This is a genomic window from Rhodospirillaceae bacterium, assembly GCA_002728255.1.
Taxonomy (GTDB): Bacteria; Pseudomonadota; Alphaproteobacteria; order UBA7887; family UBA7887.
This window is the reverse complement of record PBWV01000023.1, coordinates 1-25,169: the sequence shown is the minus strand read 5'-3', so window position 1 is coordinate 25,169 and position 25,169 is coordinate 1. Positions and strand designations below refer to the sequence as shown.

The window sequence follows — 25,169 nt, the reverse complement described above, 5'->3', positions numbered from 1 at the left end:
AACGAACTACGAACGGGCCTAATTCAAATGCAACTGGATCTATTTCTGGGAACGTCATTCCTATTTACTATGCTCATTTGAACTCATAGGGAATCCTGTCACCTATTTTTAACAACTCTACCACAGCAGGCCAGGGCCACAGCCTATGTGAATATCACACCCAGCCTTATCTATAGGGGTCTTGCTGCAGCAAAAACCTCTGCACATAGTCTGCTATACCGTCTTCCAAAGTAGTAAACGGTGCCCCAAAACCTGCTAATCGCAAACTGGTAATATCTGCCTGTGTAAAGTACTGATAATGTTCGCGAACACCCTCAGGCATGTCGATATATTTTATTTTTGGCTCCTTACCTAATGCGCTGAACAAGGCCCCCGCTAACTCGGCAAAACTTCGCGCCTGGCCTGTCCCCACATTAAAAAGCCCGTTTACGGTTGGTGTATCAAACAGCCAGAGCATAACATCGACACAATCTTTAACATAAATAAAGTCACGAAGCTGGCCTCCATCTGTGTACCCTTCATTGTACGACTTAAATAATGTAATAGGCTCGTCTCGGTGTGCCATCGTGTATTTTTCACACACAACACTCTTCATAAAGCCTTTATGATATTCATTTGGCCCGTAAACATTAAAAAACTTTAGGCCCGCATACTGTGGAGGCCGGGTACCCGGGTCTTGAACCCAGCGGGCCACATTTTGATCAAACAAGTGTTTAGTCCACCCGTAGGCATTCAGCGGCCTTAAAGTGGCCAACAGTTCTTCGTCTAGCCCATCCGTAAATCCAGCACTTCCATTGCCATAAGTAGCAGCAGAAGAAGCGTAAATCAGGCGAATACCTTTCGACGCACATGTCCTCCATAGATCACAACTGTAGCGAAAGTTCTCTGTCAAAAGAGCATCGATATCAGTCTCAACCGTGGACGAATTAGCACCCAAATGAAAGACTGCCTCTATTTTCCCCTCATAGCTACCTAACGACCCACTTCGCATCAAAGACGATAAATCTCCCGGAGAGAGAACATCTATAATACTTTTGCCGTTCAAATTACGCCACTTATCATCGGACCCTAGTGAATCGCACAAAATAATGTCTTGCCTGCCTCGCTCATTGAGACCTGCAATTACATTAGAACCTATGAATCCTGCGCCACCGGTAACTATAATCATTCATCGGGTTATAGAGCTGCTTGTTTGTCCTAGCAAGCTATTGCCTCAGATAGTAGCATGGAATGGCTTAAACACACTGACACCTTTCAGGAGCGAAGGAAATGCAAAGTGAAAATCGTTTGTTGGATGACTTGGCAAAGATCGCGGGTGGAGCATTCTCATCTTTTTCCACTCTTAAAGATGAGGCAGAGGCCAGGCTGCATGAAAAACTGGAAAAGATATTAGTCCGTATGGATTTAGTGAAACGGGATGAATTTGAGGCGGTTCAAGCCATGGCGATCAGGGCTCGCAAAGAAAATGAAGCGCTGGCAACACAACTTGAGGAGCTCAAGGCTCAGCTAAGAGGGCAACTAGCAGACAGAGCTACAAAAAAGAGACCAAAACAGCAAAAACAAAGGACGGCTGTCAAAGGCGACCCAAGCCCTAAGGAAGATTAAATGGCCAGACAAACCGGAGACAATCGTCGCATCCTACTCGTCGGAGCAGGAAAGATGGGTGGAGCCCTCGTAGACGCCTGGCTAACGCGAAAAATTATTCAATCCAGTGACCTTGTGCTGATTGAGCCAGACATAGCTCGTGCCAAACATTTTAGAGAAACGTATTCTCTACAAACGTTTGAGACCTTAGAAGCAATCAACACTGGGATTGGCCAACCTATCGTGGTATTTGCTATCAAACCACAGGCAATGGATGCCGTTGTACCCCTTTACAGAGATCTGGCTCAGCAGGGCTCTTTGATACTCTCAATTGCTGCTGGCAAGACGCTTGATTATTTTGAAGGAATCTTAGGAGCTAACTCACCCATAGTTCGTGCTATGCCAAATACTCCAGCGTCTATCGGGAAAGGTATGACAGTTCTTTGTTCCAATGATCATGTAAACAGTAAACAGAAAACTCTCTGCCAAGCGCTTGTGAGTGCGGTGGGAAAAGTTCGTTGGGTTAATAATGAGGAATTGATGGATCCGGTAACAGCTGTCTCCGGAAGTGGACCAGCCTATGTCTTCCTTTTGATAGAGGTGTTAGCGGAAGCTGGGCTTAAAGCGGGCTTAGATCAAGATTTAGCAAACGAATTGGCGGTCACCACAGTAGCAGGCGCTGCAGCTCTCGCGGAAGAAAGCGCACTTTCCCCCAGTATATTACGCCAGAACGTAACAAGCCCTGGGGGAACTACAGAAGCCGCCCTGACAGTATTGATGTCGAATGATCGGCTTTCAGAACTGTTTTTACAGGCCGTCAATAAAGCAGTAACCCGCAGCAGGGAGTTGGCAGGTTAGCAAGTGCGATTCAGTTTTGGTGGACAGGAACATTTGAATGAATAATCAGAAGAGAAAAGACCGCCAAACAGATGTCAATCTACAAACCCTTATCATAGATACCGCCCTCTCACTGGCCGGCGAGGTTGGCTGGGCCAACGTCACCCTTCAGAAGATTGGGAGGGAAACCGACCTCCCGGAACAGGAGGTGAAAGCTATTTTCCCCTCTGAGTGGAATATTTTGGAGGCCTTCCGAACCCGCACGGACCTACAGATTGCAGACAGGCAAACCCCAAATTGGTCGGAGGGTGCGCCTAAAGAAAGGTTATTTGAAGTGCTAATGGAGCGCATCGACGTCATTGAACCATGGAAGCCTGGGCTAGCTTCTGTGGCAAGTTATGGCATAAAACAACCTATCCAAGGTTTCAAACTTTGCGTTGGTCTGAATAAATCTATGGCCACCATGCTTGATTACGCACAAATACGGAGAGGCACTGCCAGAGTGCCATGGCAAGCACACGGCTTAACTGCTATTTACTTGCTGGTTCTCCGCCGTTGGTTCTCCGACGATAGCGACGACCTCGGGCCAACCATGGCAGAGCTCAATGAAAAACTCATTGAAGCTGATCGTTTCTTGGCACGTGTCTGCGGCAGCACAAAGTAAGCTAACTGTGAACCAATACCTTCTAGCTCAATCCCGCTAAAATAGGAAGGCCGCAAAACTAGAGAGGCAGGCGAATTAACGCACTTACCCCACCCCGAGGCGACTCCGACAGCACCAAATCGCCGCCATGATTACGAACGACATCGCGCGCTATTGTAAGCCCCAAACCCACACCCCCCGTTTCTGCATTCCGGGACTGATCCATGCGAAAAAACGGTTTGAATACGGAATCTCTCTGACTTTCGGGGATACCAGGCCCATTGTCATCTACGGTGATTTCAAGCGCTTCTGCCTTCTTTCGGGCTACCAAGGTGACCTCGTAGCTGTATCGAACTGCGTTATCAATTAGGTTAGTTACTGCTCGCTTTAACGCGTTGGGCCGACCCATAAGTTGGACGCCAGAAAACTCATTGAAGGTCACATCAGCTCCCCCACGGCGAGCCTCCTCCACAACATCATTCAGCATGGTGTCTATATAAACTGGCACCACCACTTCGCTCCCCTCCCCTCGTGCAAAGGCCAGATAACCATCCACCATTTTCTCCATCTCCAACACATCGTTACGTAACCCCGCGGAATAGTCACTTTCCGGTAGCATCGCCAGTTGAAGCTTCATCCGTGTCAAAGGCGTTCGAAGGTCATGGCTTACCCCCGCCAGCATCTCGGTACGCTGGGTAATTTGACGTCGGATTCGTTCACGCATTAGCAAAAAGGCGTTCGCCGCCTGGCGCACCTCCCTAGCACCTTCAGGCTTAAACGAAATAACTTGCATAGCCTTACCGAAACTATCTGCCGCCTGTGCCAAACGGCGGATAGGACGAATTTGGCGTCGCAGGAAATACACCGCGATAGTCAAAAGAATTAATGAAGTTCCCACCATCCACGCCAAGAAAACATATGTTGTAGAACTAAATAACCGCTTTCTGGGAACACGAACTTCCAACACGTTCTCTTTTAACTGAACCCAAATCGTGACGGTATCCCCCTTAGAAGTATCAAAGCTAAATGGCTCCGAAATTTGTTCGGGCAATACTCGTCGTAGCGTTTTATCCAAAGCGCCAAAATAGTTTCCCTTCCCTTCGGGCATTTGATCACTCTCAAGAACACGAACCCTCATAGATAAGTCGGCCTGGGCTCTATATAATATCCAATCGCGTTGTGCGCCATCTGGATACCTTGCTATCGCCTCAGCCAACATGGCTATCTCACCGCCAAGTCCGAGAGCCAATCGCCGGCCCACATCCTCCCAATGGCTATTATAAAAAATAAACATGGAAACCGTCTGCAACAAAAGTAGCGGCAGTACTACAATGAGCAGCGACCTTCCGAATAGGGAAGTTGGCATTATCCGTTTTCGTTGGTTCTGGATAGTCACCTCATTCTACCCCTCTCGCAGGACATATCCCTCCCCCCTGACAGTGCTTAAAAACTGCGGAAGACGAGGGTTTTGTTCTATCTTGCGCCGCAGCCTCGCTATTTGCACATCCACTGTTCGCGCCTCTATTCCGGCACGGGAGGCTAAAGTCTCCCGAGATACCACTACCCCAACATTTTTTGTGAATACTCTCAAAAGACCGAGCTCCCCTGATGTTAAACTTATAAGCTCGTCTCGTTTACGCAACTCACCCTGCTTATCGTCAAAAACAAAGTCACCAAAAATAATTTTTCCGGAGAACAAACCTTTAGAGGCACTCGATCGCCTTAGGATGGCCTGAAGACGTAGCACTAACTCTTGTGGCTCAAATGGTTTAGCCAAGTAATCGTCGGCACCGCTCGCTAAACCACGTATTCTATCCTCGGACTCCCCCATTGCGGTCAAAAGAAGGATCGGTATATCATCACACGATCGAAGAGTTTGCATAAATTCTATTCCCGTCTCGCCTTCCATCATTACATCCACGACAAGTATATCAAAATCAAAATATTCCATTTTTACTCGAGCGTCACCTGCACTCTCGGCGGCTGACACCAAGAATCCGTTTTCACTCAAATAATCTTTTAGCAAGGACCTGAGNCTACGATCATCATCCACAACTAAAACGTGGGGCATTTCAGACAATCGCGTAAGGTCNTTGTTCATCTACAAACTCCGCCTGTCTTCAAAGGAATTTGGTTTCCATTTCTCAAACAGCGCTAATACCCCGCTGGACCAATGCTGTCCTCTCCACAAACTCCCATACCATATCACACAGCCTGATATGAAAAACGCAACACAGAAGCTTGGGGCGTATAGCGCCCTGCTTACACCCCTCAATACAAAACAAACAATAACAGGAAAAATGGTCTTCCTGAATACGCTAAATTTTTGGCAAAATCGCACTCACTAAGAAAATGTTGTCGCCCAAGGAAACAATGAATAGGCTTAGGTGTGCCGTTACACCAAATGCTAAATACTCGACTATTCTTTATTATAAGCGGCTTAGAAGAGTATTCCATACTTTATTAGATCCTGTAATTCACATTTTCCTAGGAGACACCGGTGGACTTTTCATTTACTCCAGAACACGAACAGATCGCTAATTCAGTTTCAAAAATCTGCGACCAATTTGATGATAACTACTGGCTTTCCCATGATCAGTCAGGTGATTTTCCACACGAGTTCTGCTCCGCCTTAGCCAAAGATGGTTGGCTAGGTATTGCCATGCCTGAAGCGCAGGGGGGGTCTGGCCTTGGGATCACAGAGGCGGCTTTAATGATGCAAACAATCGCGGAATCTGGCGCCGCAATGAGCGGCTGCTCTGCTGTGCACATGAATATTTTTGGGCCAAATGTCATAGTGGTGTTCGGCAATGAGGAACAGAAACAGCGAATGCTTCCTCCGTTGATAAATGGTGAGACAAGGGCGTGCTTTGGAGTAACTGAACCCGATGCAGGTCTAGACACGACCCACCTCAAAACTAAGGCAATCCCCAAGAATGACCATTACCTAATCTCGGGACACAAAGTCTGGACATCAACTGCCCAAGTTGCTGATAAAATATTACTCATCGCTCGAACAAGGCCTATAGAACAGTGTGAAAAACCTAGTGACGGGCTGTCGTTATTTTATACAGACCTTGATAGAAGGGCCATTGAGGTTCGAGAAATAGAAAAAATGGGGAGGAAGGCCGTCGACTCTAATGAGCTATTTATCAATGAGTTGCGGGTGCCATTTGAAGATCGCATCGGGGAGGAAGGAAAGGGCTTTCAGTACTTGTTGCATGGGTTGAACCCAGAGCGAATTTTAATAGCTGCTGAAGCAATAGGGGTCGGCAGGGTTGCCCTTGGTCGCGCCTGTCAGTACGCGAAGGATCGGCGAATATTTGGGCGTCCCATAGGCCAGAACCAATCAATTCAACATCCCTTGGCACAGTCTTGGTGTGAGTTGGAAGCGGCCAACTTAATGTGCTTTAAGGCAGCTGCACTTTATGACCAAGGAAAAGCATGTGGGATTGAGGCAAATGCCGCTAAATTTCTCTCCGCACGTGCAGGATTTGACGCCTGCGAACGATCAATACTTACCCACGGTGGGTATGGTTACGCCAAAGAGTTCCACGTCGAACGTTTTATGAGAGAACAATGGATCAATCGGATAGCTCCTGTCACTGAACAGCTAATGCTCTGTTACATTGCGGAGAGGGGGTTAGGGCTTCCAAAGTCCTACTAAAAAGATCCCTCCTTAACCACACCGGCCATTATCTACGATGAGTCCGATATAATCCCCGAGAGGACTAATTTTTTGATTTCCTCTTTTGTAAAATTTGCCTCGCGCAACACGTCCTTGCTATGTTCACCTAGTTGAGGTGGAAGTGCACGAAATCTAGCAGGCGTGCGTGACATTTTAATGGGCGTACCTATACCCTTATAGCCAGGTTGCTCGAGAACCATCTCACGTGCCGCCAACTGCTCTAGCTCCAAAACTTGCGGAACCTCTAATACGGCTCCCGCTGGAACACCATCTTTTAATAACCTTTTAGCCAGGAAAATACCGTCCTGTTCCTTTAGCACTGATTCNAGTATAATGTTCAACTCTTCTTCATTTTCTTTTCGTGCAACATTGTCCGCAAATCTCTCATCTTCCNCCAANTCCGGCANCCCAAGAGAGGACACCAATTTCTGNAATTGCTTATTGTTTCCCCCTGCTATAAAGATCCAACAGGTCGCTGTCTCAAACATTTGGTAGGGAGATATGTTGGGATGACCATTGCCTAAGCGCACAGGAGGCTCATCAGTAACAAAATAATTAGCCGCATGAGGATGCAAAAGGCTCACGGAACAGTCCAATAAAGAAACCTCCACCTTCTGCCCAAGCTTAGTTGACTCCCGTTCATATAAAGCCATCATAATCGCGCTAGTTATGTATAGGCCGGCAGAAAGATCTGAGATTGGTGTCCCGACCCGCACCGGTGCCTGGTCTGGCATGCCATTTACACTAGTCAAACCGCTCATAACTTGGGCAATAGCATCAAAGCCCGGAAGACCGGCCATTGGACCATTTGACCCATATCCTGTGATTTGGGCATAGACCAAATGAGGAAATTTATTCCTCAAACTATCTTCATAGCCAAGCCCCCACTTTTCCATCTGGCCCGCCTTGAAATTTTCTATAACAACATCTGTGTCTTGCATTAATCTCATCAAAATTTTCTGCCCCTCACCACAGGATAGATCTATGGCAAGTGAACGTTTATTTCGATTGACACCCCTGAAATAAGCACTCATTCCTTCTTGATCGAAGGGGGGGCCCCACCTCCGTGTCTCATCACCAGTTGGTGCCTCAACCTTTATTACATCCGCTCCGTGATCACTTAAAATTTGTGTGGAAAATGGGCCTGCCAGGATGCGGGTTAAATCTAACACACGAAGATTACGTAAAGCGCCCTTATTTTCGAACATTAAAACCAACTTTCTGTCTTTCTATTACCAAAGCACNCATACAGCGAAACTTCCTAAAACCCGAAATCTTGCCGGCCTCTATCTGAGGCCCCTGGGGGTCATATAACGCTCCCACAATTCAAAGCAACCTTGAACCGCGAGGGCAAGAGCTGCAGCCGGTATCGCTCCTGAAAGAATTAAGCTAAGGTCATCAAGTCTGATACCAGTGAGGATAGGCTGCCCATAACCCCCAGCGCCAACGAGCGCCCCCAAAGTAGCAGTGCCCACATTAATTACAGCAGACGTCTTAATNCCCGCTAAAATTGTGGGCATAGCGATAGGTAACTCTACCATNTGCAGTCGCGCTCTGAAAGAAAGCCCCATAACATCGGCCGCTTCTAACATATCGGAAGATATATTTTTNAGACCCGCGTGGGTATTTTGGACTATGGGCAGCAAGCTGTACAAAAATAATGCCAAAATAGCTGGGGGACCTCCTATTCCAACCAAAGGGATCATAAAAACAAACATAGCCAGCGAAGGAATAGTTTGTACAATTCCGACTACCGTAAGAACGAAATGACCTAACCGTGGATTCTGGGCTGCAACAATGCCCAAAGGTATGGCGATTAATATGGCAGCCAAAAGCGAAACGCCAACCAACNCAAGGTGATCTAGGGTATTAGCCAAAACTCGTACACTCATTCCCCTGCTAGACCGATTTGGTTCTCTACCGTGTTCCTCCAACAAAAACGTCCTAGCCACCTCTGCTTCGGTCCGCTTCTCTATTTTAACTGCCGCGTTCATTGCAGCCATCTCTGACTCGTTGATGTCATCATCCAGTGCGCGCAACATTTTTAGTAACTCTGGATATTTATCTGCCCATTCGGTCCGATAAATAAGGATGGCGTTGTAGGTCGGGAAATATTGTTTATCGTCTTCCAAGACGGTCAAGTTATAGTACTCTATCTCTGCATCCGTAGAGTACACATCCGTCACGTAAATATCCTCTGCAACTAGGCCACGGTATGCCAGATCGTGATCCAGTCCAAACACGTCTTTTTGGGTAAGCGAATATGTAGCTTTGAGCCCCGGCCACCCATCCTGCCGATCCATAAATTCATTGCTAAAGCCAAATGAAAGATCTCGATGAGCGGCAAGATCAGAAATTTTGTGGATCTCCCGGCTTAATGACGTCGACTCCGTTACAGCTAAAGCATATGTATTGTTAAAACCAATCTTGGGACCAAGCTGGAGCCCCAACTCCCCCAAAAACTCTTTCTGTTGTCTGTCAGTCTCAAAACGATACCGAGCTAATATCTCATTGGTTAGTGTTCCAGTATACTCAGGATACACATCAATCTCCCCGGCCTTTAGGGCCTCCCAAAGTATTCTAGTACCTCCCAATTGGGAGTGGTGAACCGCCTCCAGCCCCGACCCTGCGATCAGTTGAGTAACTATCTCGCCTAGGATAACTGATTCAGTGAAAGCCTTTGACCCAACCTTTGTTTCTCGCGCCATAGGTGATGTGGATTCAACCAGAACAAGATACAGACAAAAAATGACGGCAGCCACAATGCGCATCGTCAAAACTCCTGGCTATCCTCANCAAGGGTTCGTTGTGCTTTTATAAATTCCATGACAAAATCNTCTTTAGGGTTAGATAAAAGTTCAAACATAGAACCTCGCTGAACAACCTTACCTGCTCGCATAAGAATTATTTCGTCTGCGAAGAACGCAGCTTCCGCGATGTCATGAGTTACCATNACAACTGTCTTTTTTAGTTTCCTAAATAAGGTACGCAGATGCTCTTGTAATTGGAATCGCACCATTGGATCCAACGCGCCAAAGGGCTCATCAAGAACCAACACCTCTGGATCCAGCACCAGGGCGCGCATCAAAGAAGCCCGTTGCCGCTGGCCGCCCGACAGTTCTCCTGGATAACGATGAAGTGCATCCAGCGGGAGCTCCACCATATCAGCGAGAAGCTCCACCCTTCGGGCAATCTCGGGGGAAGACCATCCAAAGTATTTTGGCATAAGTCCAACATTGTCCCAAGCCGTCAGATGAGGAAACAATGCCCCACCTTGAACTACATAACCAATCCGGCGGCGGATACGTGATATATTTTCCTCAATGACTGTTGCATCATCAAATATGATCTCCCCCTGATCAGCAGATATCAAACCCATAATCAAACGCACTAGAGTAGTCTTACCACATCCGGAGGGACCAATAATGACCCCAGTAGCCCCTCGAGGCACCTCAAANCTGACATCCGAAAGAGCGCCCACGCCACCATAACGTTTACATACTTTGCGTAAACTTAACATTTGTGGCGATACTACCCTTTCGCATTATTATGGGGAAATACACCACAGCGAACANAACTTGCGCTCGACCGCATCCCTATAGCCCGTTTATGCCGATCTTGTGGGGACAAGTTAACGACACGGCTAAAGAGCCCAGCGCCTCACGCGCTGGACTCCCCTAAAAACAACCTGTAACCCGAACTATAATGTCATGTTTTGCGCTGCAACCATTGCNAACAGCATCGGCACAGACAACATAGTATTAGTTCGTGAAAACAGCATTGCCGTCCGGGCTGCCTTTGCCTTTGCATCGGCTTCAACCTCTACCATGCCAAGAGCCTTTTGCTGGTTTGGCCAAATCACAAACCAGACATTAAATGCCATTATTAACCCTAGCCACATACCAAAACCGATAAGAGCATTATTCAAGGTCAACGCGTCAACAAGGTAGCCATTCATCATTGCCAAAATCAAACCGAATACTACGGTTGACAAAGCCGACCAACGAAACCAAAAGAGCGCCTCGGGTGCAATGACCTTGCCAATCGCTGGTTTTTGATCATCTGGAATCTTTGGCATACTAGGTATTTGAACAAAGTTGAAATACCACAACAAACCAATCCACATAACACCACTCAAGACGTGCAGCCATCGAATTANAACTATTAGTAGGTCTTCCATATTNTATCTCCTGACCNTTCCGNGCCCTTAAGAGCCGATTGCCTTAACTAATAAAACCATGACCACTGTCAGCACTAAACCCATCACAACCGTTGTTGGAAGTGATTCCAGGGGATTTTTCATGTGTCTTGCTCCTCTACTCATTCTTCAATGTCGGAGCGCGGGACTACCGTCCATACGTAATCCGACTTATGGGTATAATGGTCGCTGAACTCCTACATGCAACAAAAAAATCAGGGATTGAGCCAAATCCCCCCTATTTACCAGGGAAAGAGGGGGGACGTTTTTCCACAAAATGTGCCACTCCTTCCTGGAAATCAGCACTATCCAAACTATCAAACATTTCATCGAAAGCAGTATTAACAGCTTCCGACAAACTAGTGCCCTGAGTACGNTATACCTGCTCCTTCATCACTCGCATCGAGCGTGGCGATACCATTGTTGCTAGATCTTTAGCGTACGCCATCACGGTAGACATCAGGTCCTCATGCGGACAAATCTTGCTCACCAAACCCATGTCTTTTGCCTCCGTCGCATCAAACTTTCTTGCAGATAGCAATAAATCCAAAGCATTGGGAAGCCCCACAACTCTTGGAAGTATCCAATCTATTCCGTGCTCAGCTATCAGGCCTCTTCGCGCAAAGGCTGTGGTAAATACAGCCTTATCGGAAGCAAAGCGAACATCACAGAATAAGGACATGACTAAGCCAAGCCCGGCACACGGGCCATTTATGGCGGCGATCACGGGCTTCGGAGTTCCAGTAAAATAAGTATAGCGCATGCTGTAATCACTAGGGAGCTCCAACTGCCCTTCCGTCGGAGCATGTTGCAGGCGTNTCCTCTCCGATTCCCGCATGCTATCACTGTCTTCACCCGTAGAGTCACTGAGATCAGACATGTCTGCGCCTGCGCAAAAACCCCTCCCTGCTCCAGTTATGACAACAGCTTTGACGTTCCCATCAATACTCGCTTCACTCATTACCGCGCGCAGTTCTGTTTCAATCTCGTGATTCCACGCATTAAGCCTGTCAGGACGGTTGAAGGTGATTAAACCGACACCTTCTTTTATTTCATAAATTATACTCTGATACGGCAATGTATACTCCTCCCACCAATATAATCCTCTAATTCATCCAAGTATAAATCCTCGATGTTCAAATAAGAAGGCTCAAATACAGAAGCTTGCTCTACACTAAATGATATCTTAATACGCTTTGATCTCGTTATTTCACCCATTCATCTATACACTGTAAAACATAATCAACTACTACCCTGGAAGAATAGGTTAAAGAAGATGGCCATCCACCAATATGACAAGTCACGAATGGCCCAATGGATTCATAATTTGCCCAAGGCGGAATTGCACCTTCATCTCGAAGGGGCTATCCCGCTNGGCGCTCTTTGGGAGTTGATACAAAAATATGGCGGAGACCCTTCGACCCCCACCAAAGAGGCCCTGAGGGGCAGGCTCACCTACGACACATTCCCAGATTTTATTGAAACATGGATCTGGAAAAATGGATTTTTACGTACCTACGATGATTTTCAGTTTATCGCCAAAGCAATCGCAGAGGACCTTCTTNGACAAAANATCCTATATGCCGANATNTTTTTCTCCCCNTCCCGNTTCAGCGAACACGGTCTAACCACAAAGGGCTTAGCACAAGCAATCAGATCAGGATTTGACAAAGTTGCCGGAGTAGAACTTTGGTTAATCGCAGATTTAGTGCGCGACCATGGCCCGATTAGGGCCGAACAAACATTGGGAGAAGCAGCCGATGCCAGGGAGTTTGGAATTGTGGGAATCGGTATGGGAGGCTCCGAACACCTGCATCCTCCCAAGCCTTTTGCAAAAGTATATGCCGAAGCCCGGCGCTTAGGCTTTAAAACCAGCGTCCATGCAGGGGAAGCAGCTGGCCCTCAGAGTGTCTGGGGTGCTCTACAGGATTTAGAAGTTGACCGCATTGGACATGCCACCCGNGCACGAGAAGATATTGCACTTTTGGAACACCTTGAGAAGGAAGCTACGCCTTTGGAGTTATGCCCGCTGTCTAATGTGGCTACGGGAGTTATCCCCTCTTACAAGGACCATCCAGTNCATCAATATTGGCAACATGGTTTGAANATAACAATCAACACTGATGATCCCGGAATGTTTCACAACCACTTAANTGATGAATACATGGGGCTNATGGACCATTTCCATTTTGCACCAGATGACATACGCCAACTAATTCTAAATGCCTTGGAATGTTCCTGGAGACCGACCAATGGGCCTCAATCATCCCTCACCAAACAATTCCAAAGCCACCCAAATTGGAAGTTACCACAATAAATCGGGAACTCGTACCGCTCTTAAAATTATACTTAGCCGCGAGTTTTTGTAAGGTTTTTCCTTCCGACAAACTTTCTCATCGGTTCCACATGAGACCCTTTAGCAAACGCCTGGCGTATGGCCTGACGTTCTATCTCTAATCCTGCCGACAAGCTCGTTTCATAAGCCGACTTAATTGAAGTTTTCACTAATTGGGCCGCGATGGGACTTTTTTTTGCTATGCTGACTGCAAATTTCAGCGCTTCCTCTAATGCTTTACCGGGCGGCACTAAACAGCTGACCAATCCCGCCGCATACGCTGTCTCAGCCGAAATTGGGTCGCCAGTAAGCATCATCTGCATTGCCAAGCTCTTACCGGCAACTCTGGTTAAACGTTGAGTTGCTCCNTCCCCTGGTAAAATTCCAAGATTTATTTCGGGCTGTCCAAAGCGGGCATCCTCAGAAGCAACAATAAGATCTGCAACTAGAGCCAATTCATGGCCGCCACCAAACGCATACCCCTCTACCGCAGCTATAATGGGTTTTGGAAATTGCTCGATGAGAGCCCAATTTCTCTTCCGTTGGNTGTTATCAATGGCATTGATGCCATCGGCCTCCATCTCCTTGATATCGGCACCAGCAGAAAAAATATCGCCGACACCAACTAACACACAACATCTCACCCCGCTAGANTCCCATGCTACCTCNAATATCNCGGCGAGCTTGGCTATCAGATCATTACTCAATGCGTTCCGTTGCTTNGGCCGATTGAGGGATACCTGCATAACNCCATCTTCGGGCATACTTTTTAANATAATATCTTCCATTACTTTAACCTCCCTGCCAATCCAGACTGAAAGTGGTCGCCGGGCCCTTCAAATTAAATCAACATCGTTCCCTAGCTGCATCCCCTAGACCCTTCCAGCAACCTAAACTTATTATGTTAATCACCGCGAGCTATCTCTTCGGACAGTTCCAACAACGACATTCNTAGTAATTTGATAGAGGCTTCGGTAGTCATCCATCCTGCATGAGCAGTCAGCGTAACATTGTCTAGGTTCAGAAACGGGTTGTCCGCGGCCAATGGCTCTTCCAAAAATACATCCAATGCCGCATGCTTTATCCTACCCATCTTCAAACACTCCAAGAGAGCAACTTCATCTACAAGGGCGGCGCGTGAAGTATTGATCAATATTGCGTTATTTTTTAGGTCCCGCAAACGTTTTGCNTTAATAATATTTTTTGTTTCTTTTGTAAGGGCAAGATGCAACGACAAGACATCGACATTTCCAAGTAAATAGTCCAGAGAAACCTCCTTACATGGCAACCTGCTTGGCACACCGCTCCGATTCCATGCNAGAACCTCCATTCCCAGAGCGCTTCCTACTCTCACAACTTCTGATCCAATTCCACCAGTCCCCACAACACCTAACTTCTTTCCTAAAAATTCTATTGAATTTAGAGTGCTCCAAACTCCATTCCGCAACGACCGGTCCATTTCAGCTACTCTTCGACCAGCGGAGAACATCAGCGCTATAGCGTGTTCAGCGACGCTACGATCCCCATATCCTTTTACAGTCCGAACCCGTATGCCCTGACGGGTTGCCGCCTCAACATCAATAAAACTTGATGCCCCAGTCCCCAAAAACACGATCGCTTTAAGATTTTTACAGTTCAGAAGGAAGTCTTGATCCATATATGTATGGTCATTCATGACAAATTCACTGTCAGCCAAAAGGGCCATCATTTGGGACCGCGACAGATCATCCGTATGTATCTCCAACCCTGGAACGATTTCCATCAAATCCCCATTATAGAGTTCAGCAAGAAACTGGGGACAATCAATAAAATTAATGGACATATCTATACTCAAAAAATATGTGTTACATACAAAATCTAATATCGTAGAATGTCATATTATTATGGAAAACTGCACCCCCTTTAACTTACATCATTCTTTTGGATTTAGATAAACATGCCTGACGTAGAAAAACCCCANTCACAAGCCAAAATTGTAAAGTCTGACCAGGAGTGGAGAAGACAACTAACTCCACAACAATACGAGATAACACGTCAACACGGCACGGAACCCGCATTTACCGGACAATATTNTGATACAAAAACCGATGGCATCTATGAATGTCTCTGTTGCGGGGAGAGCCTCTATGCATCTACAACGAAATACGACTCGGGAACGGGATGGCCAAGCTTCTGGACACCGATAGACGAAGGCAAAATTAGGACCAAGACAGACACCAGTTACGGCATGGTTCGCACTGAGGTTCTATGTGCTGCCTGCAACAGCCACCTTGGTCATGTGTTTGAAGACGGCCCACCCCCCACTGGGCTTCGTTACTGCCTTAATTCGGCATCGTTAAAATTAAAGCCCTCCAACAAATAATCCAAAACTCACTAAAGAACTTCGCCGCTAGTCAGGAACTTCATGTGCCCTTCCATGTAGCCGAATTAGCTCGGCCAGTTCTGGGTTTTGAACTGCGGTACGAGCATGGTGCCTCTTAAGCTCTGCAATAAATCTACCCCGGCAACCAAGCAATTCATCTGCAATTTCCACCATCCTGCTATTCGGCCAATTTCGAGGCCGAAGGCGTGAAATTTCCTGAAACACCTGCTCCTCAAGACACGGATTCTGTCCCAACATAAGAATTGCCGTTGCAGCTGTAGAGCGCGAAACCCCAGCATGGCAGTGAACCAATAAATGAGTTTCCTCTCCCCCAAGTAGAAGTCCACGGCCCCAATCTAACAATCTCTTTATATCAGTTCTCTCAGGTATCTTTTGGCTTTCTTCCGGAACGACAACATCTTCAAAAGAGAACAGTTCCCGTCTAGANCTATCTATNATTTTCAACTCAGATGGGTACGGATAATCAGGATCAAGTATTGAAATCACATGGCTGATTCCTGAGGGAACAACTTCAGATAATTCACTTAAACCACAAATGGTCACCTTATATGGGAGCATGAAATAAATAATTCCATTGTATTAGTAGCTAAGACCAGAAAATATACAAAAAGGCTCCATATGCCTATATGTTTTAGGCATACACCATTAAAGTTCTACAACTAAGAAACATAGCAAATAGGATGGGGGAGACCAAAATGACCCGCAAAAAATATGATGAAGGTTTAGCAATTCGGCGCTCGGTTCTAGGGACAGATTATGTCGATAAAGCTATCGCATCTGCGGATGAATTCAATCAACCAATGCAAGAGCTCGTGACAGAATTTGCTTGGGGGACTATTTGGAACCGTCCCGGCTTACCCCGAAAGACTAGAAGTTTTCTTTGCCTGTCAATGCTTACAGCCCTAAACCGCCCACATGAATTAAAACTGCATATCAGAGGAGCACTAAATAACGGCGTAACCAAAGAAGAAATGAAGGAAGTTTTTTTGCAGGCTGCGGTATATTGCGGAGCCCCCGCCGCTATAGATGCCTTCCGAACGGCGCGGGAAGTATTTTCTGAAGAGAAAGCATAGAATTCCNAAACAGGGAAGCTTCTTAATGCAACAGCTGGAAACGTTTAAGGTCTACGCTATCCGGTACGCCCATCACGGCGGGCGGAGTCCCTATGAAATGTTTATAGGCGGAGACGCCCACGAGGGCCCAATGGCGTTAGACTATTTTATATGGGCAGCAGTTGGCCCTACTCACACCTATGTGATTGATACCGGATTTGACGCTGCTGTGGCTAAAAAGAGGGGTAGAAAGTTGCTGCGGACGCCCCTCGAGGGTCTCGCGTTGATCGGAGTAGAGGCAAAGACTGTTCAAGATGTTATTCTTACCCATCTTCACTATGACCACGTAGGCAACCTTTCCATGTTTCCCAAGGCCCGTCTTCACATTCAAGATAAAGAATTACAGTACGCAACTGGTAGATACATGAGAGAGAAAACTTTCCAAGGTGCTTACGAACTGGATGACGTGGTCAACTTGGTAAGAGAAGTTTATGAGGGCCGCGTCGAATTTCATGATGGGGACGCCGAACTAACTCCTGGCATTAGCGTTCACTTCATTGGCGGACATACCATGGGAATGCAATGTGTACGGGTATGGACAGAACGTGGGTGGCTCGTATTGGCTTCAGATGCAAGCCACTTGTACGCAAATATGGAAAGGGTTGCACCATTTCCAATCGTGTTCGATGTTGGCCAAATGGTGAATGGGTTCAAAACCCTCCGAAACCTGGCCAGCAGCCAGGACCACATCATCCCTGGACACGATCCACTGGTACTCCAGCGCTACCCACCCGCTANAGCAGAACTCAAAGGAGTAGTGGCAAGGCTAGATCAAGCCCCCCCTATCGCCGGAATAAATGCTTAGTCACATACGTCTACAATTTTGGGCATCCAGTGCACCGACGAATACGTGTTTAATCCAACCCACCTACCTGTCATAATGACTAGAGAAAAATTTTCAGGCCCCTAGAAGGCGAGAGGTTATCCCAAATGCCAAAGTCCATTAAAAACCTAGCCCATAGCTCCACTTTGTTCCTGCTCGCGTTCATGGGGTTCTGGAGCGTGGCATATGCGGACAACACCATTCGCATGGTGGCCCACGCGGATTTAAAAAATATCGATCCCATCTGGACNACAGCCTATATTACCAGGAACCACGGATACATGGTGTACGACACTCTGTTCGCTCTGGACGAGAATTTTAATCCACAGCCCCAGATGGTGGAAAATCACACCGTTGGCGAAGACGGGCTGATCTATGAATTTAGGCTCCGGGAAGGTCTTAAGTGGCACGATGGAGCACCCGTGACTGCCCGCGACTGTGTGGCATCCCTTCTGCGCTGGGGAGCAAGAGATGGAATGGGCCAGAAGCTGATGGACATGACAGCCAGTCTCGAGGCCGTCAACGATCTCACATTTAAGTTAACCCTGAAAGAACCCTATGGATTAGTTATCGACTCCTTAGCTAAGCTCAGCTCAAACGTTCCCTTCATGATGCCGGAACGCCTTGCAAAAACGGATCCTTTTGAACAAGTGCCGGAGACCATAGGATCTGGCCCTTTCAAGTTTATCAAAGACGAGTGGATCCCAGGTGTCAAAGTTGTCTACGTAAAAAACGAGGCCTATATAGCCCGAGACGAGCCGGCCAGCTTCGCCGCTGGTGGGAAAGTTGTTAACGTAGACAGAGTAGAATGGCTGTATATACCAGATCCTGCCACAGCCATGAATGCCCTTATAGCTGGAGAAATTGATTTCTTTGAAGTGCCGCCAGTGGATCTCTTGCCAATAATGGCATCAAATCCAGAAATTATTATCAAGCCTCTTCCTCTTGGGATTCAAGGGTGGATGAGACTTAACCACCTCCACCCACCGTTTGATAATCCTGCCGCTCGGCAAGCAATGCTCTGGCTAGTGGATCAAAAAAACTTCCTTCAAGCGGTGATCGGGAACCCCGAATATTTCCAGACATGCCCTGCCTTTTTTGGGTGCGGCACCCCACTGGAAACTGCCATCGGTTCCGAACCATTGATGAGCCATGACATGGATCGCGTACGGGAACTATTTAAGGAAGCAGGATACGACGACAGCCCCGTCATCGTCATGCAAGCAACAGATACGCCGGCGAATAGCGGTGCGGCATTGATGACAGCACAATTACTGCGGGAAGCAGGTATCAATGTTGAATTGCAAGCGATGGATTGGAGCACGCTTACCTCCCGACGCGCCATGACGGACCCGCCATCCGAAGGGGGCTGGAATATTTTTATAACCTGGTGGAGTGGGGCAGATATTTTTAACCCCATCACAAACATTGGTGTTTCCGGGGGGTGCCAAGACCGTGCATGGTTTGGCTGGCCATGCGACGAAGAGCTCGAGCGCCTACGTCATGAATACGCACTTGCATCATCGCCTGATGCACAATTTCGTATAGCTGAGCAAATCCAGAAAAGAGCCTATGAGGTAGTGACCTATGTCAATTGGGGTGAGTTTAACACTCCTTTTGCGTATAGGAACAATTTGACAGGCTTCTTATCGTCACCCGTTCCTTTCTTTTGGAACGTGGAAAAACAATAGCCCCNCCCGCGGACAACTGCTGTGCTTACATTCATCATCCGCAGGTTAGCTGCTACTATCCCCGTCATGGGCATCGTAGCACTTTTTGTTTTTTTGCTTCTGCACTTGAGCCCAGGAGACCCGGCGACAATTATCGCAGGCGATTACGCTAGCCCCGCCGACATCGCCCGCATACGCGCCCAACTTGGACTGGACCAACCCTTGCACATCCAGTTCACCACTTGGCTTATACAACTTTCAAGNGGCGATTTGGGTGTTTCTATTTTTTCTAACCTCCCAGTGAGCCAACTTATTCTTCAGAGGGTTGAGCCTACCCTTTCCCTTGCACTTACAACCCTCATCTTCGCCATCGTTGTCGCCATTCCTCTCGGTATTCTTGCCGCATGGAAGGCTGGAAGCTGGATAGATAGAACTGTTATGGCTTTCTCCGTTCTAGGTTTTTCAACTCCGGTCTTTGTGCTTGGCTATGCACTTATTTATATTTTTGCGCTACAATTAGGCCTCTTTCCGGTACAAGGCTTCGTAAGCATAACCGATGGAATAGTTCCCTTTCTTCATCGTTTGGTGCTACCCAGCATTACCTTGAGCGTCATTTTTATTGCCCTCTTCGCTAGAATTACCCGCGCGAGTATTTTAGAAATACTTAATGAGGACTATATCCGCACGGCAAAATCCAAAGGTCTAGGAGAACGATCTATACTTGCTAGGCACGCTCTGCCAAATGCCGCCGTTCCTATCGTGACTGTGATAGGCATAGGGTTTGCCTTATTGATCGGCGGGGTTGTTGTAACCGAGAGTGTGTATAACATCCCAGGACTGGGTCGCCTCACAGTAGATGCCGTCCTGCGGAGAGACTACCCAGTTATCCAGGGGATTATTTTAGTTTTCTCTGGCTTGTACGTTTTGGTCAATCTCATCATTGATCTTCTTTACGTTGCCCTTGATCCAAGGATCCGCTTTTGACTTTAAAACCTGAAACACGCCCCGCTATNTTGGTGAAACTGAAAGGCCTCACGACTTGGCCCGCATTTCTTATTTCAAATTCGAGTGTGGGGGTCGGCGGATTCTTGCTGTTGTTTGTCGCAATTACTGCATTATTAGCACCCGTGCTNTTTACCGTAGAACCTACTTCCATGCATCCAATAGACCGGTTAAAGGGACCTTCCTCGGGATTCTGGTTTGGAACTGATATGTATGGCAGAGATATTTACAGCCGAACAGTGTTTGGATGTCGTATCTCCTTGGCAGTGGGGTTCTCGGTTGCAGTCCTTAGCGTATCTATCGGCCTCGTAGTTGGTTTGGTGGCAGGCTACTTCCGCTGGCTCGACACAATTGTAATGCGGATAATGGACGGGATTATGGCCATACCTGGAATTCTTCTGGCAATCGCGATGTTAGCCCTAGCAGGCGCAAGTTTAAAAACGGTGATACTCGCCATTACAATTCCTGAAATCCCAAGAGTCGTTCGCCTAGTCCGTGGGATAGTATTGGGCTTGCGAGAGGAGCCATATGTTGAATCCGCTATTTCCTTAGGCACTAGAACTCCAACAATTTTGATCCGGCACATTTTGCCAAACATAGTTGCCCCCCTCATTGTGCAAGGAACCTATGTTTGCGCTTCTGCTATGATTTTAGAGGCCATATTGAGTTTTCTAGGGGCGGGGGTTCCTCCAGAAACCCCGAGTTGGGGCAACATAATGGCAGAAGGAAAATCCTATTTTCAAATAGCCCCTTGGATCATCTTCTTTCCGGGGCTTTATCTGGCACTAACGGTTCTCGGGGTTAATGTCCTAGGGGATGGATTAAGAGATACTCTGGATCCCCGACTTGCTAAGCAGCTATAGGGAAGGGAATCTTCATGGAAACGCAACCCATAACGCCCCGTGAGCCTGTACTCATTATCAAAGACCTGACCGTTCGGCTTCCAGCTAGCGCTGAGCGCATACACGCCGTGAATCANGTTTCTTTAGAGGTNCTTCCGANAGAAATCNTATGTGTCGTTGGAGAATCAGGTTCAGGGAAATCTGTGACAGCGCATAGTGTGATGGGACTGCTTCCNGAAGACCAACTCAAAACCGAGGCGGGCTCCATTTCGGTNTTGGGTGAACCGATTATAGGCNCCAGCCCAAAACGACTACGACAACTGAGNGGCAATCGTATGGCCATGATTTTCCAAGAGCCCATGACCGCNTTAAACCCGGTAATGCCTCTCGGCCGCCAGATAGAAGAAGTTCTGANNGAGCACACGGATATGTCCTCTCGCGACAGAAAAAATAGAGTTTACGAGTTAATGGAGGCTGTAAATCTGCCCGATAAAAAAAACCTCTTCCGCTCCTATCCACATGAAATATCGGGGGGNCAGAGGCAGAGAGTNATGATAGCTCTGGCACTAGCGTTGGAGCCAGCCCTCCTTATTGCTGATGAACCCACCACAGCTTTGGATGTAACCACCCAACAACAAATTTTGAATCTCATCAAGGATATCCAGAAAGATCGCGATACGGGTGTATTATTCATTACCCATGACTTTGGCGTAGTTGCGGAAATTGCTGATAGGGTAATAGTCATGAAGGATGGCACAATCGTTGAACATGGAAAGACTGAAAATGTACTTGGCCATCCAAAGGATAACTATACGGCAATGTTAATTGATGCTGTTCCTAGCCTTATTCCCAAATCTCGCCATGCAAATCCGGGGAAAGAGATAGCAATTTCCACAAAGTCTCTAGAAAAAATATATAAAACCAAATCTTTGTTCGGAAGACGGCGCACCGTGAAAGCAGCTGATGATATTAGTTTCGATATTCGCCGAGGAGAAACCCTTGGTATTGTAGGAGAGTCAGGATCTGGCAAATCCACAGTAGCCAGATGTATTGCGCGCCTTATAAACCCAAGCGCCGGGGAGATTAGAGTCAACAATACCAATATCGCAGACATATCTGANCGAGCATACCGGCCCCTCCGAAAACATATACAAATCGTCTTTCAAGATCCCTATAGATCTTTAAACCCCAGACAAACTGTTGGACGTGCGATAGCCGANGGCCCGANGAACTATGGCTTANCAAGAGCTGAAGCTACCGAACGNACTCGCACCCTGCTCAAACTTGTGGGCTTAGACTCAGACGCAATGAGCCGATANCCACATCAATTCTCGGGAGGCCAACGTCAACGAATCTGTATTGCTCGTGCCCTTGCAATGGAGCCTGACGTGCTTGTAGCTGATGAACCAGTCTCCGCCCTCGACGTGTCTGTACAAGCCCAAGTCTTGGAGTTGTTGAAGACCCTACAGTCAAAGTTAGATTTGGCCATACTCTTCATCACGCATGACCTTAGGGTTGCGGCACAAGTCTCGGACAATATAGCGGTGATGTATCACGGAAAAATAGTGGANCATGGACCAACTAAAACGATATTTGAAAATCCTAAACATGAGTATACCAAACGCCTTTTCAATGCAGCTCCCGGCCAAAAATGGGATTTTAATTAAAAATTAATGGAAAGAGCCTTCCAGTTTCCTGCACGGTANGAGGCCCCGTTTGGTNACTTCACATACTGGTGCTAGAAACACGAAACACCTTGCATCNTCATCTNTATNGGGAAGCNTCACGTTAAAACCATACCAATCTTTAGGGGCATGANATGGATTTCGGGTTATTTTGCTTAATGAATCAAAGGTCAAGCACTCAAACAGTTATAGACATGCTCTCCCAAACCTCTGAGCAAGTGCAGGCNGCAGAAATGGCTGGCTTCAAAACAGCCTGGTTCGCTGAGCATCACTTTTCAAATTATAGCCTTACCCCGTCACCATTAATGATGGTCGCCCATATGGCGGCTCAAACTTCAAAAATCCAGCTTGCAACTGGTGTTTTGGTATTACCTTTATATCATCCTGCACGCTTGCTTGGGGAGATAGGCATGGCGGATCAAATGTCCCAGGGACGTCTGGTGCTTGGTATTGGCAGCGGTTACCAGCCTTTTGAATTTGATAGATTTGGCTTGAATTTAGAAGAAGCAAAGGACCGAACCCTAGAAATGTTAGAAATTCTAGAAGCCGGTCTGACCGAGNCTGAAGTCTCATTTGACGGCCGATACATTTCACAGGCCAACACCCAGATAAATGTTCGCCCCGTCGAAAACCGAATGCCTGAAGTCTGGGTAGCAGGCGGTCATCCCGATCTTCTTCTACAAGCTGCGAGGAAAAATTATACCCCTATTATTACAGGTCGCCTCTTTGGACCGGAGTTTTTGGTTGCCCAGAAAGAGTATTGTTCACAATTCTGGACTCAATCAGGACATAGTCCCACCAAAATGAATTTNAGCACTCTCGGCGCAGCTCATATATGCGAAACCAAGGCCGAAGCGAGAGATTTTGCAGAAAATCTCCGCTTCCAGGCTCGTTTAGCCTTTCAACTGAGGCATAGAACTGAAGTTCTAGAAAATGGCATGCTAGTTGAAAGCCCNTTGGAAAACGAATTATCTNTGGACGAAATCGTAGACAATCTCATTGTTGGTGACGCAGAAACCTGTGCGGAAAAATGTGTGGAGGTCATAAAGAAAGTTAACCCCAAACACATGGCTCTATACTTTACTATAGGGAGTGTAACACATGATCGGGCAATGCACTCCATAGAGATCTTCGGCTCTGAGGTTATCCCTGCAATCGAAAAAGAGGTGGGATCGCTCACCCTACTGAATTAGGGTAACGTAAAACTCGTTCCAGCAAGGCTCTTTGCGGCCAGTGCAAACCGAAGAAGGATTCTTATTATCATTCGTACGTAGATGCACAGACACCTGATAGTTAATTTGGAAAAATATATGAACCAACGACATATTGTTTGTCTAACTTTTGACTTTGATGCTGTTTCGGGATGGATAGCTAAGGGGTATACCACCCCAACCCCTATATCTAGGGGTGAATTTGGTGCCATAGGCGCTAAACGAATTTTGGAGCTATTAGCCCGATACAATATTCCTGCTACGTGGTTCATCCCAGGTGTAACTATTGGAACTTACCCTGATATCTGTGAGGCTATAGTTGGCGCCAAACACGAAATTGGCCACCACGGATGGACTCATACCCCCCCGGCGCAACTTTCTGCTGCGAAGGAGGCCGAAGACTTGGAGCGCGGCAATGAAGCAATTCGTCAACTAAGTGGGAAACACGCTAATGGTTATCGCTCCCCCTCATGGGACTTAAGCCCAAACACAATAAAGCTTCTATTACAGCACGGGTTCGTCTACGACAGTAGTATGATGGGGAATGATCACTTTCCTTACTGGGCTCGNGTCGGCGATGTAATTCATAAAGATCAACCCATAGATTTTGGACAACCTTCTGAATTACTCGAGATGCCCATAAGTTGGACATTGGATGATTATCCATATTTTGAGTTTGTCCGGGAAAAGTCCGGNATACTTCCGGGCCTTGCCGCNGCCAAAGGCGTCCTCGAAAATTGGCTGANTGATTTTTCGTATATGNCCGCTACTGAAGATTGGGGCGTATTGACGTATACATTCCACCCATTCGTGATAGGGCGTGGCCACCGAATGATTATTCTGGAAAAACTAATAAAAGAGTTGTCTACTAAAGGTGCTGAATTCATGACCCTGGATGAAGCTGCAAGAGAATTCATAAAAAGAGACTAATAATTCTGGTTTCTCAGACAAATCAACCACTAACAAAGATACGCTCCACCTAATGAAAGTAATCAGGCAGTCATAGCTAACAGGTAACATTTTTCTGTCAGGCTAATTGATAAAAGGGGAAATTTATGATTTTTGAACTGAGAGTTTATACGGTGAGGCCAGGCACAGTTAATCAAGTGCTCGAAGCCAGTGGGACTGTTGCAAGGGAGATTAGAGAAGGTGATAA

Annotated in this window: 26 protein-coding genes; 15 read left to right on the top strand and 11 right to left on the bottom strand. The window is 47.0% G+C overall.

The window, feature by feature from the left end; translation table 11 throughout:
* Nucleotides 1–166: 166 nt before the first annotated feature.
* Nucleotides 167–1,168, bottom strand: a complete 1,002-nt coding sequence (gene rfaD / locus CMM32_06670) for an ADP-glyceromanno-heptose 6-epimerase (GenBank protein ID MBT06583.1) — start codon at nt 1,166–1,168, stop codon at nt 167–169.
* Nucleotides 1,169–1,269: 101 nt separating this feature from the next.
* Between rfaD and CMM32_06665 the strand changes: the two genes are divergently transcribed.
* From CMM32_06665 to CMM32_06655, 3 genes are read left to right on the top strand one after another with little or no spacing between them, the layout of a single operon-like run.
* Nucleotides 1,270–1,605: a hypothetical protein gene (locus CMM32_06665; GenBank protein ID MBT06582.1), complete on the top strand. Its 336-nt coding sequence runs from the start codon at nt 1,270–1,272 to the stop codon at nt 1,603–1,605.
* Complete coding sequence (locus tag CMM32_06660; protein ID MBT06581.1) at nt 1,606–2,442, top strand: pyrroline-5-carboxylate reductase; 837 nt, start codon at nt 1,606–1,608, stop codon at nt 2,440–2,442.
* Nucleotides 2,443–2,479: 37 nt separating this feature from the next.
* Nucleotides 2,480–3,085 carry a hypothetical protein gene (locus CMM32_06655; GenBank protein MBT06580.1) on the top strand — a complete coding sequence of 202 codons (606 nt, stop codon included), beginning with the start codon at nt 2,480–2,482 and terminating at the stop codon, nt 3,083–3,085.
* Between the two features lie 58 nt (nt 3,086–3,143).
* Here CMM32_06655 and CMM32_06650 read toward each other — a convergent pair whose 3' ends face one another.
* Entirely contained in the window at nt 3,144–4,430 is a 1,287-nt protein-coding gene (locus CMM32_06650; protein MBT06579.1) for a two-component sensor histidine kinase, read from the bottom strand.
* Nucleotides 4,431–4,466: 36 nt separating this feature from the next.
* Nucleotides 4,467–5,165 carry a DNA-binding response regulator gene (locus tag CMM32_06645; GenBank protein MBT06578.1) on the bottom strand — a complete coding sequence of 233 codons (699 nt, stop codon included), beginning with the start codon at nt 5,163–5,165 and terminating at the stop codon, nt 4,467–4,469.
* A 399-nt stretch (nt 5,166–5,564) separates the two neighbouring features.
* Between CMM32_06645 and CMM32_06640 the strand changes: the two genes are divergently transcribed.
* The gene (locus CMM32_06640; protein MBT06577.1) at nt 5,565–6,731 is read left to right on the top strand and encodes an acyl-CoA dehydrogenase; all 1,167 of its coding nucleotides are present in this window, start codon (nt 5,565–5,567) and stop codon (nt 6,729–6,731) included.
* Nucleotides 6,732–6,763: 32 nt separating this feature from the next.
* On the opposite strand, the gene CMM32_06635 is transcribed toward CMM32_06640, so the two are convergent.
* The 5 genes from CMM32_06635 to CMM32_06615 form a co-directional block, all read right to left on the bottom strand.
* The gene (locus tag CMM32_06635; protein ID MBT06576.1) at nt 6,764–7,960 is read right to left on the bottom strand and encodes a carnitine dehydratase; all 1,197 of its coding nucleotides are present in this window, start codon (nt 7,958–7,960) and stop codon (nt 6,764–6,766) included.
* A 78-nt stretch (nt 7,961–8,038) separates the two neighbouring features.
* Nucleotides 8,039–9,517, bottom strand: coding sequence for an amino acid ABC transporter permease (locus tag CMM32_06630; GenBank protein ID MBT06575.1), 1,479 nt, complete (start codon nt 9,515–9,517; stop codon nt 8,039–8,041).
* 8 nt (nt 9,518–9,525) lie between these two features.
* A complete protein-coding gene (locus CMM32_06625; protein MBT06574.1) occupies nt 9,526–10,272 on the bottom strand; it encodes an ABC transporter ATP-binding protein in 747 nt (248 codons plus the stop codon).
* Between the two features lie 180 nt (nt 10,273–10,452).
* Nucleotides 10,453–10,932 (bottom strand): hypothetical protein, encoded by a 480-nt coding sequence (locus tag CMM32_06620; protein ID MBT06573.1) that lies wholly within the window; start codon nt 10,930–10,932, stop codon nt 10,453–10,455.
* 256 nt (nt 10,933–11,188) lie between these two features.
* Nucleotides 11,189–12,028 (bottom strand): enoyl-CoA hydratase, encoded by an 840-nt coding sequence (locus tag CMM32_06615; GenBank protein ID MBT06572.1) that lies wholly within the window; start codon nt 12,026–12,028, stop codon nt 11,189–11,191.
* Between the two features lie 198 nt (nt 12,029–12,226).
* Between CMM32_06615 and add the strand changes: the two genes are divergently transcribed.
* Complete coding sequence (gene add, locus CMM32_06610; GenBank protein ID MBT06571.1) at nt 12,227–13,267, top strand: adenosine deaminase; 1,041 nt, start codon at nt 12,227–12,229, stop codon at nt 13,265–13,267.
* A 32-nt stretch (nt 13,268–13,299) separates the two neighbouring features.
* On the opposite strand, the gene CMM32_06605 is transcribed toward add, so the two are convergent.
* Together CMM32_06605 and CMM32_06600 are read right to left on the bottom strand one after the other, a co-directional pair.
* Nucleotides 13,300–14,073 (bottom strand): 2,3-dehydroadipyl-CoA hydratase, encoded by a 774-nt coding sequence (locus CMM32_06605; protein MBT06570.1) that lies wholly within the window; start codon nt 14,071–14,073, stop codon nt 13,300–13,302.
* Between the two features lie 116 nt (nt 14,074–14,189).
* Complete coding sequence (locus CMM32_06600; GenBank protein MBT06569.1) at nt 14,190–15,107, bottom strand: 3-phosphoglycerate dehydrogenase; 918 nt, start codon at nt 15,105–15,107, stop codon at nt 14,190–14,192.
* A 114-nt stretch (nt 15,108–15,221) separates the two neighbouring features.
* Between CMM32_06600 and msrB the strand changes: the two genes are divergently transcribed.
* On the top strand, nt 15,222–15,647 hold the full coding sequence (msrB, locus tag CMM32_06595) for a peptide-methionine (R)-S-oxide reductase (GenBank protein MBT06568.1): 426 nt from the start codon (nt 15,222–15,224) through the stop codon (nt 15,645–15,647).
* A 27-nt stretch (nt 15,648–15,674) separates the two neighbouring features.
* Here the strand turns inward: msrB and CMM32_06590 are convergent, their stop codons facing one another.
* Entirely contained in the window at nt 15,675–16,226 is a 552-nt protein-coding gene (locus tag CMM32_06590) for a protein-tyrosine-phosphatase (GenBank protein MBT06567.1), read from the bottom strand.
* A gap of 137 nt (nt 16,227–16,363) precedes the next feature.
* Between CMM32_06590 and pcaC the strand changes: the two genes are divergently transcribed.
* From pcaC to CMM32_06545, 9 genes are all read left to right on the top strand, one after another.
* Nucleotides 16,364–16,741 carry a 4-carboxymuconolactone decarboxylase gene (pcaC, locus tag CMM32_06585; GenBank protein MBT06566.1) on the top strand — a complete coding sequence of 126 codons (378 nt, stop codon included), beginning with the start codon at nt 16,364–16,366 and terminating at the stop codon, nt 16,739–16,741.
* Between the two features lie 25 nt (nt 16,742–16,766).
* Entirely contained in the window at nt 16,767–17,585 is an 819-nt protein-coding gene (locus CMM32_06580) for an MBL fold hydrolase (protein MBT06565.1), read from the top strand.
* 125 nt (nt 17,586–17,710) lie between these two features.
* Nucleotides 17,711–19,294, top strand: coding sequence for an ABC transporter substrate-binding protein (locus tag CMM32_06575; GenBank protein ID MBT06564.1), 1,584 nt, complete (start codon nt 17,711–17,713; stop codon nt 19,292–19,294).
* A gap of 21 nt (nt 19,295–19,315) precedes the next feature.
* Complete coding sequence (locus CMM32_06570; protein MBT06563.1) at nt 19,316–20,257, top strand: peptide ABC transporter; 942 nt, start codon at nt 19,316–19,318, stop codon at nt 20,255–20,257.
* The gene (locus CMM32_06565) at nt 20,254–21,138 is read left to right on the top strand and encodes a peptide ABC transporter permease (protein ID MBT06562.1); all 885 of its coding nucleotides are present in this window, start codon (nt 20,254–20,256) and stop codon (nt 21,136–21,138) included. Before CMM32_06570 ends, CMM32_06565 begins: the two co-directional genes overlap by 4 nt.
* A gap of 14 nt (nt 21,139–21,152) precedes the next feature.
* Nucleotides 21,153–22,784 (top strand): microcin ABC transporter ATP-binding protein, encoded by a 1,632-nt coding sequence (locus CMM32_06560; GenBank protein MBT06561.1) that lies wholly within the window; start codon nt 21,153–21,155, stop codon nt 22,782–22,784.
* Between the two features lie 152 nt (nt 22,785–22,936).
* On the top strand, nt 22,937–23,995 hold the full coding sequence (locus CMM32_06555) for an LLM class flavin-dependent oxidoreductase (GenBank protein ID MBT06560.1): 1,059 nt from the start codon (nt 22,937–22,939) through the stop codon (nt 23,993–23,995).
* Nucleotides 23,996–24,112: 117 nt separating this feature from the next.
* Entirely contained in the window at nt 24,113–24,943 is an 831-nt protein-coding gene (locus CMM32_06550; protein ID MBT06559.1) for a polysaccharide deacetylase, read from the top strand.
* 125 nt (nt 24,944–25,068) lie between these two features.
* A partial coding sequence (locus CMM32_06545; GenBank protein MBT06558.1) for an NIPSNAP family protein occupies nt 25,069–25,169 on the top strand: 101 nt, incomplete at its 3' end.

Bases quoted from the DNA above. Each gene is read 5' to 3' on its own strand.
- rfaD (MBT06583.1), bottom strand. From the start codon at position 1,168: ATGATTATAGTTACCGGTGGCGCAGGATTCATAGGTTCTAATGTAATT.
- CMM32_06665 (MBT06582.1), top strand. From the start codon at position 1,270: ATGCAAAGTGAAAATCGTTTGTTGGATGACTTGGCAAAGATCGCGGGT.
- CMM32_06655 (MBT06580.1), top strand. From the start codon at position 2,480: ATGAATAATCAGAAGAGAAAAGACCGCCAAACAGATGTCAATCTACAA.
- pcaC (MBT06566.1), top strand. From the start codon at position 16,364: ATGACCCGCAAAAAATATGATGAAGGTTTAGCAATTCGGCGCTCGGTT.
- CMM32_06650 (MBT06579.1), bottom strand. From the start codon at position 4,430: ATGCCAACTTCCCTATTCGGAAGGTCGCTGCTCATTGTAGTACTGCCG.
- CMM32_06660 (MBT06581.1), top strand. From the start codon at position 1,606: ATGGCCAGACAAACCGGAGACAATCGTCGCATCCTACTCGTCGGAGCA.